16 protein-coding genes are annotated in these 13,214 nt (G+C 66.6%); all 16 read right to left on the bottom strand.

Annotated features, from left to right (window positions below; genetic code table 11):
• Window position 1: 1 nt before the first annotated feature.
• The 16 genes from ACZ7CF_RS34400 to ACZ7CF_RS34325 all read right to left on the bottom strand — a co-directional run bounded on the left by ACZ7CF_RS34400 (window position 2) and on the right by ACZ7CF_RS34325 (window position 13,184).
• On the bottom strand, window positions 2-1,732 hold the full coding sequence (locus tag ACZ7CF_RS34400; protein ID WP_470371677.1) for a hypothetical protein: 1,731 nt from the start codon (window positions 1,730-1,732) through the stop codon (window positions 2-4).
• Between the two features lie 339 nt (window positions 1,733-2,071).
• On the bottom strand, window positions 2,072-2,521 hold the full coding sequence (locus tag ACZ7CF_RS34395; RefSeq protein WP_470371676.1) for a hypothetical protein: 450 nt from the start codon (window positions 2,519-2,521) through the stop codon (window positions 2,072-2,074).
• A gap of 739 nt (window positions 2,522-3,260) precedes the next feature.
• The gene (locus ACZ7CF_RS34390; RefSeq protein WP_470371675.1) at window positions 3,261-4,880 is read right to left on the bottom strand and encodes a relaxase/mobilization nuclease domain-containing protein; all 1,620 of its coding nucleotides are present in this window, start codon (window positions 4,878-4,880) and stop codon (window positions 3,261-3,263) included.
• Window positions 4,877-5,212, bottom strand: coding sequence for a MobC domain-containing protein (locus tag ACZ7CF_RS34385; RefSeq protein WP_470371674.1), 336 nt, complete (start codon window positions 5,210-5,212; stop codon window positions 4,877-4,879). Before ACZ7CF_RS34385 ends, ACZ7CF_RS34390 begins: the two co-directional genes overlap by 4 nt.
• Before the next feature lie 327 nt (window positions 5,213-5,539).
• A complete protein-coding gene (locus tag ACZ7CF_RS34380; RefSeq protein ID WP_470371673.1) occupies window positions 5,540-6,382 on the bottom strand; it encodes a nucleoside triphosphate pyrophosphohydrolase family protein in 843 nt (280 codons plus the stop codon).
• A 511-nt stretch (window positions 6,383-6,893) separates the two neighbouring features.
• Window positions 6,894-7,250: a hypothetical protein gene (locus ACZ7CF_RS34375; RefSeq protein ID WP_470371672.1), complete on the bottom strand. Its 357-nt coding sequence runs from the start codon at window positions 7,248-7,250 to the stop codon at window positions 6,894-6,896.
• 115 nt (window positions 7,251-7,365) lie between these two features.
• A complete protein-coding gene (locus tag ACZ7CF_RS34370; RefSeq protein ID WP_470371671.1) occupies window positions 7,366-7,749 on the bottom strand; it encodes a hypothetical protein in 384 nt (127 codons plus the stop codon).
• 74 nt (window positions 7,750-7,823) lie between these two features.
• A complete protein-coding gene (locus ACZ7CF_RS34365) occupies window positions 7,824-8,252 on the bottom strand; it encodes a hypothetical protein (protein ID WP_470371670.1) in 429 nt (142 codons plus the stop codon).
• A 194-nt stretch (window positions 8,253-8,446) separates the two neighbouring features.
• A complete protein-coding gene (locus ACZ7CF_RS34360) occupies window positions 8,447-8,695 on the bottom strand; it encodes a hypothetical protein (protein WP_470371669.1) in 249 nt (82 codons plus the stop codon).
• Window positions 8,696-8,977: 282 nt separating this feature from the next.
• Entirely contained in the window at window positions 8,978-9,409 is a 432-nt protein-coding gene (locus ACZ7CF_RS34355) for a hypothetical protein (protein WP_470371668.1), read from the bottom strand.
• A gap of 132 nt (window positions 9,410-9,541) precedes the next feature.
• Window positions 9,542-9,862, bottom strand: a complete 321-nt coding sequence (locus ACZ7CF_RS34350) for a hypothetical protein (protein ID WP_470371667.1) — start codon at window positions 9,860-9,862, stop codon at window positions 9,542-9,544.
• A 132-nt stretch (window positions 9,863-9,994) separates the two neighbouring features.
• On the bottom strand, window positions 9,995-10,465 hold the full coding sequence (locus ACZ7CF_RS34345; protein WP_470371666.1) for a hypothetical protein: 471 nt from the start codon (window positions 10,463-10,465) through the stop codon (window positions 9,995-9,997).
• Between the two features lie 243 nt (window positions 10,466-10,708).
• Window positions 10,709-11,098, bottom strand: coding sequence for a hypothetical protein (locus ACZ7CF_RS34340; protein ID WP_470371665.1), 390 nt, complete (start codon window positions 11,096-11,098; stop codon window positions 10,709-10,711).
• 82 nt (window positions 11,099-11,180) lie between these two features.
• A complete protein-coding gene (locus ACZ7CF_RS34335) occupies window positions 11,181-11,483 on the bottom strand; it encodes a hypothetical protein (RefSeq protein ID WP_470371664.1) in 303 nt (100 codons plus the stop codon).
• A gap of 174 nt (window positions 11,484-11,657) precedes the next feature.
• Window positions 11,658-12,110 carry a hypothetical protein gene (locus tag ACZ7CF_RS34330; RefSeq protein WP_470371663.1) on the bottom strand — a complete coding sequence of 151 codons (453 nt, stop codon included), beginning with the start codon at window positions 12,108-12,110 and terminating at the stop codon, window positions 11,658-11,660.
• 102 nt (window positions 12,111-12,212) lie between these two features.
• The gene (locus tag ACZ7CF_RS34325) at window positions 12,213-13,184 is read right to left on the bottom strand and encodes a hypothetical protein (protein ID WP_470371662.1); all 972 of its coding nucleotides are present in this window, start codon (window positions 13,182-13,184) and stop codon (window positions 12,213-12,215) included.
• Window positions 13,185-13,214: the final 30 nt, after the last annotated feature.

Genomic DNA, 13,214 nt, shown 5'->3' with positions numbered 1-13,214 from the left:
TTCACCGAGCGGTCGGCGGCCGCGCCGCTACGGTCTGGCGCGGGACCGCGGGGCGCGTTGCGACGGCGGCGCCGATTCCACGGTGAACGGCAGCCACAGCGTGATCGGTTGCCGCCTGCTCAGCTCCGGTGATGTCCTCGCGCACCGGTGTGTGACGATCGTCCGGTGTGGCGTGGTGCGCGGCGGCCTGCTGTTCGTCGCCTTCCGCCCGGCCACGCCACGCAGCAGCCTCCGCCTCTGCAGCCGGATCGGGCAGTCCGTCTGGATACAGCTCGGTGAGTCTGGCCGCGAACGGGTCGCCATTCTCGGCGTGCTTCGTCGCGGTCTCGTGATCGGCCATACCGAAGTGCGCCGCCAGCCGCCGGTCGATCTCGACGCCCGAACGGCCGAGCGTGCCGCGCGCGATGGACCTGTCCAAGCCTCTCGTGGTGTCCAGGGTGTCCACCCACTCCGCCATCTCAGCCAGCTTGCGCGCGCTCGGCTCGGGTGCACCGACTGCGGCAACATCCACAGTGGATGCCACAGAGTGGTCTGGGGACACGGCGCCTTCGACGGCGTGCCCGTCGGTTGTTACAACAACAGCAGCCTTGTTGTCCCGCTCCTTCTTCGCCGCGGCGAGAGCCTGCGGCACGAGACTGGGGAACTTCGTTGCGAGAACGGCGTCAACCTGCGGGCCCCACTCGCCGAAGCCCTGCTTCGCCTCGATGCGATGCTCCGCGCTTCGCGGATCCAGGTGCTCGGCCCACTTCTTGGCCTGGGTGACCGTGTGGACTTCACTCAGGCGTGTCGATGTCGAGGTCTGCTTGTCGATCGCGCCCTGCGATGTGCTTGGCTCTGCGGCAGCAGTGGAGCCGGCCCGGACCGGCTGCTCGGCCAAACGCTCATAGCCGCCTGACGCCCGCACTCGTTTGATGGCCCACATCGCGAGTGCCGGCGCATTGCGCACCCCGTATCTGCCCTCCCAGCGCGGAACGGTTGCCACGGCCTTGGCGAGCGTGTACGGAGCCACGCCCGACTGCGTGACCTCGTTGTGCACGAGACGCCGCAGGTGCCTGGCCGCGTCGTACTCATCGCCGAGCGAGTTCGGGTACAGGATGCTCTCAGCGTAAGTAGGCAGTAGTGCGCGCAACGCCGCCTCGAACTGCATGATGATGTTCTGGTCGACTGGGCGCGCGACCGGCGCTGAGCGCGATCGCATCCTCTCTGGTACGGCCACCGATGGGGACTCCACGAACCGCCCCTCGCCGGCACCGGCCAGGTACCGCAGGCGCCCTAGATCCTCGGACGTCCCGAACTTCCGCAGGTACGCCTGCATCCCGATCGCATCCTCGGCGTCCCGGCACACCACCCACAACGACGACGTCGCGGCCCCGTCCGGGCCCCAGGTGTGCGCCTCAACGCCCCACTCGCCGGTAGGAGCACCCTGCGCGTCCGCCATCCACGCGGTCCACACAGTCAACGGCTCGCCCCGTTGCGGCCCGGCCAGCTCCCGCGGCACGCGACGCTGCCACTCCTGCTGTTCCTCGGCGTTCATCTGCCGCAGCGGAGGATGAAGACTCTGCTCGTACATCCGCGCCGCGTGCTCGGCGTCGGCAAACGCCAGGCGTTCCATGCGGACACGTTCGATGCGCCGCCGCGCGAGTGAGGACACTGTGGCCACCGCGATCAGGAATTGGCTCACCGTGTGGATGTCCTGCGCCGAGAGTCCTAGTCCAGGTGCGTCGTCGCTCATCGTCCCCTCCGACGTCTGGCTGTCGAACGGGCCCGGACCCGCTGCCTCCAGCGTCCCGGCACCCATGCATCAGCCTGATGCGTACTGGCGTGGGCGCAGATCCTGTTATCGCCTAGCCAGGTGGGGGAGCAGACTCGACCGATCCAGCCGGCGGCCACCGAGGGATCGGCATTGTCCCGTGCCGATCGCTATCGTCTGATGCCCAACTGCGCGACCAGGTCGAGGGTGTCGTTCCCCCTGCCCGACACCCGATCCCGACCAGCGTAGGCATCCGCGCGCCACGTCACGGAGGATCGAATCGAACAATCCGAATCGCGTACTCGCCGTGCGGCGCTCCGATCACTGCCAGGTCGGCTTCGGAGGCCTGCGCGGCCACAGCAACCTGACCTCAAGGCGGTCGTCGAACGCGTGGAAGGGAACGACGGCGTCACCGGTGACAATCGGCCATTCTCGAGCCCTCGCCACTACACAGATATGCGCTCGCGCCACTGCGCGCCAGTCCGAGCGCGCTTCCTCGACGTCACGAGCACGGGCCAGCAGAAAGCCGACGTCGACCGAACGGCTGCCATCCAGCTTGTCGAGGACAACTACAGGAAGATCGTGCAGGTCACCGATGTTGTCAGCAGCATCCCCAGCCTCGACATACGCTGCAGCGACCGCGGTGGCGGGCAGCAGCAGTGTGGCATTCTGTTCGAGCGCTACGCGCACGAACGCCTGCGCGACAGGGTCGTTCTTTGCGAACCCGGCAATCACAGGGATGTCAAGAACCCAGCCGGTACCTGTGAACAAGTAACCTACTCGCTACGCCACGTACGGATTCCGCACAGCGGGATAAAACTGCTCGTACACGGCAGTCATGACCTTGACCGGCGGCGCCCCGTACTTCTTGTCAAGACCGGCAATCGCACGAGCTCGTGCCGTGGCGAAAGACTCTTGAGGCTCCGTCCGCGACGCAGACGTCACCGCCGCCGAGACCTCGGTCTCGGTACGAACGTCACCGCTCTCGCGTTCAGGCACGCATCTACCGTACCGATCCGCCGCGCGTCGCGCGAGCGCCACCCACCGCGACAAAGCTGGGCCTACCGCGGCCGCCAAGGTCGACGCGGCCAGCACCACGGCGCTGCACACCGCCGGCACCCTCTCCGCTGATGACCACCCTCTCCGACCAGGGCCTTCCGCTGCCCGCACACAGCGCGCCCGAGACGGCGGGTCAGCTGTGCCTCGCACGGCCCTAAACCTAAGGACCGGGCGGGCAGCAACACGGCTGAGCTGCCACCAGCTCGGCCGTCATCGTCGCTCGAATGAGCCCGGCTGATCCAACACGCCAACCACCGGCACAGCCTCCCGCCGTCGTTCCCGAACAGAGCGGCGTGCCCTCCGAGACGTGATCCCACCGAGTTCCGAAGTTCGCCCGGATCGCAGCGACCTGCGACTCGGCGAGCCGAGGCGCTGTTGCCGAAGCGCCAGATGGCTGTGATCGCGGAGCTGAATGCCCTGCGCGATCCTTGAATGCCGAAGTCGCGCACGCTCAACGCGCCCGAGAACCCGCCGTGGGCGATCGCTCCTGCGTCTCCGCAGTACCCCGCGCAACACGACGTCCCGGTGCCGGCTGTACTGGCGTTCCCGCCGGCCGGCGAACACCGGCATCCGCCTGCACCCCGAGCCCTCGCGCAACGGCACGAGCAGCCGCAGCCTGATGCACCCTGCCGCGCATCTCCTGCCACGCTGCGATCTCGGTGATGAGAGCAGCGAGGGCGACCACCAACGCCGCGGCTGCCTCGCGCTCACGCCCGCGGCCTGACAGCACGCCGACTGCCCCGATCCGACGAGCCGTCCGCCGCAACTCCGCCGCCGCCGGACCCAGCACCGACGGAAGGACACGATGAGGCACCCGGGCCGCCCTGTCGAACACCTCGCTGAGCTCGGTCAGATCCCCGGCTACCCGACCGTCACGCCCGTGGGCGAACGCGACTAGCACCTCACCTGTCGCATGAGCAATCCCACCGGCGTCCTCGGCGTCCTCGCCCTTCCGTACCGCCGTCAACGCCAGCCCCACGCCACGCGCCGCGTCCTGCAAAGCCGCACGGCGCCCCTCCAGCGACCCCGGATCAACCTCTGCTGGTCCGAGATCGCCGGCCACGTCCTCGCTTGCCGAACGCCACCTCGCCTCCAGCTTCGGCCAACTCAAGTCCGCACCCAGCTTCGACCCCGAGTACAGCACCGGGTCCCCTGTAGAGGTCTTGTCACCAGGCAGCGATACCGCATACCCGCGAACCCGGCCCTGGCCATCATGACGCACCAAGGGCGAGAAGCCCTCGCCGGCGAGCGCGTCCAAGAACTCCGTGCCATTCCCGCACACAGCCGCGTGCCGTACCACCGCCCGGCGCAACACCTCTCTCGGCGTGAGCACAACGCCCTCCCGGTGCTGGAACCAGCCCACGCGCTCGCCCAGCCGGGCAGCCTTGCCCTTCTCCTGGCTCGTGGGACCACGCAATGCGGTCTTGTCCGCGCCGGCGGTCCGGACCAACCCGAACTCCCGCTCGATGGTGCGGCACTCCTCACGCAGTTTCACGAAGTCCTGAAATGGATGGACGCGTTTGCCTGTTCGCTCGGACACCAGCGTGGCCATCAGGTGCACGTGATCGTCCGCATGCCGCACCGCGATCCACCGGCATCCCTCGCCGTGGATTCCCACAGCTGCCATCAGCCGCTCGGCGATGAGTTGCCACTGCTCGTCGGTCAGTACGGGATCGTCCGGGTGCAGCCTCACTGGGCAGTGCCACACGTAGCCAGGACGTAGGACGACCGCGCGCTTGCGCAAGTCGTATCTGTAGTGCGTCAGCCACTCTGGCTCATCAGCGCGACGCGGCGCACCGGACCGCAGGTGCTTTCTCCATTTATCGGTGAGGGCAGGAGGGTTGGTCAAAGGCAACCCGGCCGCAGCCGCAAGCTCCTGCATCGTCGTGGTGAGCGGCGTCAGCTCGAAGTCAAACTCCCCAGGTCCGATCTTCGCGGGATGATGCGCCCACGCAGCTTCGTCCCAGGACGCCACCACCCGAGGGTTCTCGTGCTCCTCGTGCAGGCCCGGCCCGAACAGGTAGCGGAGCAACCCGGCCGGTCGATATCCGTGCACGACCTTCGCGATCACGGCATCAGACCCGGACGCAACATCACCACACAGGTGTCCAGCAGCTGCAGGCGTTCCCGCAGTAGCGCGAGCATCTCGGCGAGCGCGTCGGCGCTTGGCAGTTCGCCTGTGGTGTTGGCGGTCCTCGCGACGTCGTTGACGTTGCTGCCGATGTTGGCCAGCAGCCGCCGGACCTCTTGCAGCGCGTCGAGGTATTCGTCACCGACGGCCACGCCTTGCTGGTGTCGGGCCGCGTAGGCGAACGCGACCTGCTGTGCCCATGCTGCTGGTGACCACCCGGCTCTAGCAGCCGCGGCGACGATTGTCGCCCACTCATGGTCGGAAAACCTCATCAGGCCACGCGGGACTCGGGTGCCGTGAAGCGAGTGGTCGCGGTAGCGCCACAAGCTCGCTGATCGGTCTTTGCCGCGCGCACTCGCCATAGTCACTGCCTCCCCGAGTCCGGCTCGCCTGCTTGTGGCGAGCGGTGGGGGGCTGCCTACAAGGAAGTCTGCCAGATCGCGAAGCGGTCGTGGTCAAACCGTTTCGGTTTAACCTATCTTGCTCTGCCGAAAGCTGAAAATGATCATGGTTGACCGGTCTTCTTGGGGGGCGTGCAAGCAGTACGGCCCGGCGGTCAATCCGACCGCCGGGCAGCGCCGCTGAGGCGACGACCTGACCTACTGCGCGTCCGCAGATGCCACAATTTCACCTCTGTAGGAGTCGGGTGACGTACCACCGACTACCTCGTTCCAGGAGTAGCCGAACGCATCCTCGTCAGTCTTCAGGTCGCTGCGGTCCACGGTGAGCGTTCCTGCAAACGCCTCCTCGCTGCACCATCCGAATCCCGCGAACGGGCTGCCTAGCCACACATGCGGGTTGCGGAGCTCTACCGTGCCGCCGGCTGGCAGGCGAACGATCGCCGCCAGATCGACGCCGATGAGCGCCTGGCCGATCACCACGCTGAACTCCGGCGACGCGTTGTCGATCACCTCACCGGCGAGATGCAAGTTGTGCTCTGTGTGACTGAAACCCATTCGGTCGAGGAACTGCTCGGGCTCAAGCACGGCGAAGCTGAGGCCTGCGTCTTCGTCCATCTGCTTGATAGTCACCCTCAACAGCACGGCGCCGTGGCGGCTGATCAGCTCCCCGAACCACCCCGACTCGTCACGCGCTCGCACCGTGTCGATCAAGGCCGGACGTGCGTCGCTAAGGAGCCATTCGTTGAACAGCATCTCCTCATGGTCGACGTCATCCCGCCGCTCCCAGTTGCGGAGGATGGTCTGAGCCAGTTCGTCCACTGCGTCGCATGCGTTGATGCATTGAGCTTCGTCTCCCCACTTGGTGAGTGCCTCGCCACCCTTGGTGTCCCAAGGGTTGTCTCCGCTGACCAGCGCTGCCACGACATCCGCAGGGAGCGAATCGCCCTGGTCGAGGTGGATCAGGGTGTACTTGTCGTGCAGTGCCCGCTCGACAGCGTCGGCGAGCGCTTCTACCGTCCGTTCGGCGTGCGTGGTCGTCACAGATCTCTCCAAGCAGTGGGAATGTGCGAAGGCGTCAGAGAATTCGGGAAGTCTTCACCGATCCGACAAGGTCGATAATACCCCTCAGGGGTATTTCTGTGTTCGGGTCGTTTCGTGGTCGATGTCGGCAGGGGCTGCGAAAATGACACTGGTTCGGTCGGCGCTTATGGGCGTGTGAAGAGGCCCGCAGGACAATGTTCCTCCCGGAGGCTGTTCGAACAACACGGTCAGATCGAGGGCGCCCGCCGGCTAGAGCGAAGGAGGTTCCGAATTGAGCGACTGGGCTGCCCGGAGCGGCAGCCCTTGTTGTCTCCGCGGGCACTGGTTCGGCTTCGAGCTGCACGAGTTCCCGCAGCCGTGCTCCGCTGCGGCGCACAGTTCGAGAAGCAAGAGGTCGCCGATCCCACCTGACAGGCGGGACAGTCGGTGGCTCCGGGGGCTGTGCGCATGGAAAAGCCCCCGGCGGAAACCGGGGGCCTCGATCTGGAGCGACCTCCTCCAGCAGGTGCCGTCAGAACTCTCGGCCGTCGCAGTCGGCGGGGCCAAAGGGACCGGAGTGCACCCCCCAGCACTCCGCGTGCGGGTCGTCAGAGTCGGCGTCCGGCGCGTGCTCGCTGTCGTCTGTCGAGGCGGACGGGTCGTGATCGTCCGCGCTCCTCTTCGCGTTGGCGGTGGCGACATCGTCCCACCCGTTGAACGTCCGCTCGGCGATCTGGATCACGGTTTCGCTGGCGGCCACGCCTGCCGAGGACGCGTGGGGAGGTACATGTCCGTGGTGGTGGGCGGTGATGTGAACGCTTCCGATGTGGTCGGCGCGGATCACCGAACCGACCACGTTTCCGGACACATTGCTGCGAATGTGGTTCATGTCTTCTCCCGGTGAGGGTGAGTGTGAGGACGTGGTCAGGCTCGGCGGCCGGGCCGCGAGAAGGTTGTGGGGGCTGGGCGACACCGCCCGTTGGCAGTGCTGACGTGGGCCGGATTCAGCTCGTGGTGAGCGCGGCCACGAGAGCCGCGACGGCTGCGGTGCCGAACGCTTTGAGCAGGCTGGACTGGAAGGCCTCGTTCACCTGGCCCCACATCAGGTCCAGAACCTCTTCCGCTCCCTTGTCGACGGTCGCGGGCGCCTGGCTGCCCTTCCAGATCAGGCGATAACCGTCGGGGTCGGGCACGGCGAGCACGATCCTGTCGTCGGGGAGCTGGAAGTGCAGCATCGGTCCACTCAGGCGCGGGTAGCCGGGTTCGTGGACGTAGCCGATCGCGATCAGCCGACCGTCTTCGCCGGTGCCGAACCGGCGCACCTCGGACAGGTCGAGTTCGATCTCGATGGCGGGAACGGTGACCTTGGTGCCGGTGGTCTTGGGCATGGCTGGTTCCTTCGAGGACAGACGGCCCCGGCGCCGTGCGGACGTCGGGGCCGTCGTGTGGCGGGGATGGACGATCAGGCGTCGTGCTTGTCCGACGTGGGGTCGAAGTAGGCCGTCACGGCGTCATCGCCGTCCTCGTAGCGGCTGCGCAGCTGGGCGAGCGCGGTGTTGTAGAGGCTGTTCAGCGTGTTGCGGTTGAACCGGGTGGCGTCCTGATCGAGGATGACCACCTTGTGCGCCAGCGCGCCGTAGTTGAGCATCTCGCTCTTGAACACGCCCTCCTTCTTGACGCGTCCGACGCGCAGCTGGGCCTGGTAGCGCTTTGCTTCCTTCCAGTGGCTGACCATCAGGCGGGCCTGCGGCTGCCATCCGTCCTTGTCGGCCGTGCCGACGTTCCACGTCGCGGTGATCGACCGGTCGCCCAGGTCCTTCTCGGGCTCGGCCGCCGGGGTGATCGGCTCGGCCGCCGGGGTGATCGGCTCGGTCGCGCTGTTCTCCGTCACAGATTTCTCCTCGTAGTCGGTCTTCGATGTCGTCGGATCTCCAGGACGTCACCCCTGTTTTCGACATGACTAACTATACCCTATTAGTGATGGAAGCTTTTCGGTCGCGGTGGCTCGGTCCAGGTCGGCGCTGCTTGTGCTTCGCGGGAATCACGTGCCCGTAGCCGCGCAGGACCGCACCGCGCCCGCCGCGCTTATGCCGTGCTCTTGGCGGCAGCACGCAGGGCCAGATGCGTGCGTACCAGGCCGGGCAGGATGGCCGGGTCGTAGGCCGTCGGCTCGATCTCGAACGAGTACGCCGGCGTGTTCCCGGCGGGCCACTGCTGCGGGTCGACGTACACGTCCACGTACCGATCACCAGCCCACGCGTAGAACGCTTCCTCCGTGTGGATCACAACCTCAGGGGCCAACTCGGTCTCTTGGATCTCCTTGCCGGTGGGCATGGTCGTACCTCACTCGTGTGGTGGTGCGGGTCAGAAACATTGATCAGCATTTGTGCCAGCGCGTGAGATCGGCGGCGGCGGTCATGGCGGAGCAGTGCCGGTGACGCGTCGCATGTGGTACTCCAGCGCTTCCTGGGCGTATCCGCCGGAATGCCCAGGCTGACTCCTTCAAGGACCGACGGCTCCGATGCCCGCGTGGACGTCGGAGCCGTCGTGCGGGCTGAGGATGGATGATCAGACGTCGGTGGCGGGAGCGACCTTCAGACAAGCTGCCGCGTAGGCCTACTCGGCCCGCGTACTCGCGAGGCAGGCCTTCAGCTTGGCGTCGGCGGCGGCGCGAATTGCCTGCACGGTGGTGATCCTGCCGTTGTCGATCACGTTATCGGAGCGCTTGATCACTTCTTCGTAATCGAAACCGTGTGCCGTCAATTCATCGGCAAGTGCGTTGCCGGGGCGAACGAAGGTCAGCGCACGAGGGTCGAGGATGGTGAGCACGGTGGCATGGGTCCAGCCGCTCAGTTCGGTGGTGTACGGGTAGCCGTTGCCGCCACCTTCGACCTGGCACACCGTGACGAACGAGCGGTCCGCGCTCTGCGGCGTGTGGTGCGGACTGGCTTCATCTCCGCGTCCGAGGTGGATGCCGTCAACAATCCAGCGACCAGCCTGGCTGGCGACGAACACGGTGTCGCCTACCGCGACCACAGGACCGATCATGAATTTCCTCCGTTGATTGGTCTTCGAAATCGCCGGAATCCACAGGGCGTCACCCCCGTTTCCGACATGGCTAACCTTACCCAATTTTCGTAGCTGACTTTTCGCGGAAGAGCCCGAGCTCGGCGGTGGCGACTACCGCGGGGTCGGTCCGGTGACGCGCTGGGTGTAGTACTCCAGCGCTTCCTGGGCGTATCCGCCGCCCTCCAGTTCGCAGCTCGCGACCGAGGCCGGCGGGTCCTCGACGCCGAGGATCGTGGCGTCTCCCTGGGCGATCAGTTCCAACGCGCGGGCGCTGATGGCGTCGCTCAGTTCGGTGATGTCGTCCGGGTTGTGGTCGACACCGAGCTCGGCGTGGTCGACCACAACCCGGTACAGCGTGGTCGTCTCCTTCTCGACAATGACTTGCCACCGGCTGCCGTCGGGTACGGGCGCGAACTTGATCGTGATGTTCATGGGGCGCGTGTTCCTCCGTGCTTTGCGAGCGTGAATCGCGTGGCTGGGGCCGGGCGATGTGCCGAATGGACGGCTGGGCCGACACCCGGTGGAGTTGGATGTCGGCCCGATGAGAAGAGCAGCGTGAGGCGCTTACTCGACGTCCCCGCTGTCCATGCCGGCGACGATTTCGCCGATCGCGGCCGGGATGCTGGAGTTCGGGATCGCGTCGTCGATCCGGTCAAGGTCGTCCTCGTCGAGCGGGCGGCCTGCCCAGAACTCCAGTTGCTCGCGGGTGATCAGCGACGCGACGTCCGAGTCGAGACGGACCTTGGCGAGCGTGGCGGCGAGTTCCCATGCGTGCACCACGTGCGGTGCCTGGAGCAGGCCGGTTCCGGCCTCGCTGAGGTGCCTCCAGGTGCCCAGAACCCACGCCGGGTCGCAGTCGGCCAGATCGCGGTAGCCAGCGATCTGCTCGGCGTTGGTGACGTCGGCGGTGCCCACGATGCGGATCGAGGCGGGGTCGGCCGGGTCTGCGGGACGCTCGGGGTCGCCGGGGAAGTAGGCGACGAGCCACGTCATCGCGCAGTGGAGGATCACCCCGCGTTCGATGGCGAAGTGCACGGCGTTCGACTGGGAGCGGCGGATCTCGATGACGGTTCCGGATCGTCGGGGGGTACAGGGACATACGCGTTCTCCTGGTGCTGGTCTTCGATTTGGCCGGTTCGGGATGTCACTCCGGGCCGGCCGGGGCGGGCCGTCCGCCCTCGGTTGAAGGGCGGACGGCGGGGCGATCAGTTGATGGTCACGAGACGGCGACAGGACGCTCCGTTGACCGCGCGCGTGAAGCCTGGCGCGACATCAGGTTCAGTCGTCGAGGTGCAGGACCGCACCGGGTCCGATGTGGGTGCGGATGAACTCCTCGCACTCACTTCTCGTGGCGAACGGGTCGATGCTCAGGCTCGTTCCCCGGCTGCCTTGACGCAGCCACGGGAGCCACCCGCCGATGAACGGGTGGGCGTACCAGCCGTCGGCGCCGTTTCTCACGCGTTCCCGGTCGTGCTCGGTGCCCGGCACCATCGGCTGAGGCACGGCGGCCATGCTCTTGCGGGTCTCTTCCCGCTCGGCGGGGTCGCTGATCCAGAACGCGACGCCACCGACGTTGACGAGTTCCTCGTTTTTGGCGAAGCACTGCGGGCAGCACGAGATGTCACGGTGGGGACAGATGTACGAGCCGTCGTGCCCTCTGCGGGACATGCGGTACTCCCTCGGATTGTTGGTCTTCGACGTCGCCGGGAACTGGGGTGTCACTCCCGTTTCCGACGTAAATTAATTTACCTTATTCGGCGTCAAGCATTTTGAGGTCCAGCGCTGAGATCGCGGTGTCGATTTCGGTTCGCACGTGGGCGAGCCACGTCTCGTGCTGCTCTGTGAGGCAGTGTCGAGGCCAGGTGAGGCGCTGCTGGAAGTCGTTCTCGTCGTGCAGCCACGCCAGTAGTTCGCGGCTTCGGTCGTTGATCGTGTCTGCCACCTGCCGACGCTCGTCACCGTCGGACAGCTCGCGGTAGAGCTCGGTCAGTTCGCGGGACGAGTGCCGCGCGAAGGTCGTCGAAGCGGAGCTCGGCGTCACGGTCACGATCACCGCGCTGACTGCCCCGAACACCAATGTGGACATGCTCGTTCCTTGCCTCGTCGTGGAATCTTGTAGGTGTGCGACACCCGTGCGTTCCTGTTGGCGCAGGGTGTTCTCAGGCCGTGCCGTACGTCCGCCACGGGTAGCGGACGTACGGCGTGGCTTCGTGTCAGCGATTCCCACTCACTCGGTGTTGGTGTGCAGGAACTCGACGGCGGCCACAGCGAACTGAGCCGCATCGGAGGTGGCGAACATGCGCTCCCCGTCCGTTTCGAGGCAGTAGATCAGCGTGGCCAGCCGGGCGACGGCGGTCGAAAGCGACTCGAAGCGCTCGCTCCAGTCGTCGGCGACGTGGTCGGTCCACCACAGGTTGAACCTGGACCCGATGGCCACGATCGCGGTTCCCGCATCGCCGGTCTGGTAGGTCATCACGATGTCGGCGTCGTCGAATCCTTCGCACGGGCTCGGCGCATCGCGGTGGGACACCTCGGTGACCCCGCAGGCGGTTCGCACACAGAACCGAGTCAGCACCTCCCCGCCGTTGGCGCCCCGCGGCGCCCACTCGGCTTTCCGCGACCAGCGGTGTTCGCGGTCCTGTTCAGCCTGGTTCGGCGCGGGCTGCGTGCTGTGGTTCACGATCGCTCCTGGCGTTGGTCTTCGATTTGGCCGGTCCGGGTTGTCACTCCGGGCCGGCCGGGGCGGGCTGTCCGCCCTGGTGGAGGGCGGACGGCGGGGCGATCAGTCGATGGTCACCAGGCGGCGGCACCGCTCTGCGGCGTGTACCGTGCCGGATTCGAGCAGGCCGTGATGGACGCTCCAGCGCTCGAAACGCACCGCCTTGGCCACTCGCTTGCACCGGCACCAGCGTTCGCTGTTGATCTGGAATGTGGTGTCGCCGACCAGCGTGAACACACTCATGTCCGGCAAGCTGAAGACGTAGAGACCGTTGTTGAGCTGGTGGCCGTTCGCGACGTCGCCCGCTTTGGGGGTCTCCAGGTGCCGCACCAGGTCACGGATGCGTGTGGTCGCCTGCTCGGCAGTGAGCGCGGACTCGGCCAGCAGCGGCACCCACTCCTGGCCGTTGAACATCTGCCAGAACGCCGCCTCAGCCGCGAGTCGGTACTGAGGCATCTCGGCCAGCGCGGCCGCGATTTTCTCGCGGTTGGCCCGGTACAGGACGGGCCGGGCGTAAACCAGGGCTGGCCCGCGCCGGGAGCCGTAGTTGTCCTCGGTGCGCGGCTTGTAGGAGCGGACCAGGAACCTGCCCTTCTTGCGCATCGCGGCCACGCAGTCGGCGTACTCGCCCTCATCGATCACCTCGTCCAGCAGCGTCTCGACGCCGCCGAGACCGTGGTTCAGCGGCTCGCCGTCCTGGCGGCACTGGGCGACGAACGCCTCCAGATCGCGGTGGCCGAACTTCTCGCGGTCATAGCTGTCAAACGAGGTGGGGCCGCCGTAGCCCTCGTTGAAGATCCGACCGACGACACCGTGCTCGGGGTGGATCATCTCGGCGCTGTAGGCCGCGCCGCAGTTGGTCTCCAGCATGTTGAAGCCCTGGACGTCGAGCTTGTAGGGGGCCTCGATACCGGTGTGGACCCAGCGGGTCAGGGGCGCGGGTTGCTGATCAGGGCGCGCGGAATCGATCGCGGTCACGCTGATGTACTCCTCGGATTGCTGGTCTTCGATGTGGCCGGAACCCCAGGGCGTCACCCCTGTACCCGACACAAAGAAATTTACCTA

The organism is Lentzea sp. NPDC036955 (assembly GCF_055608005.1).
This window is presented reverse-complemented; position numbering and strand designations above follow the sequence as displayed.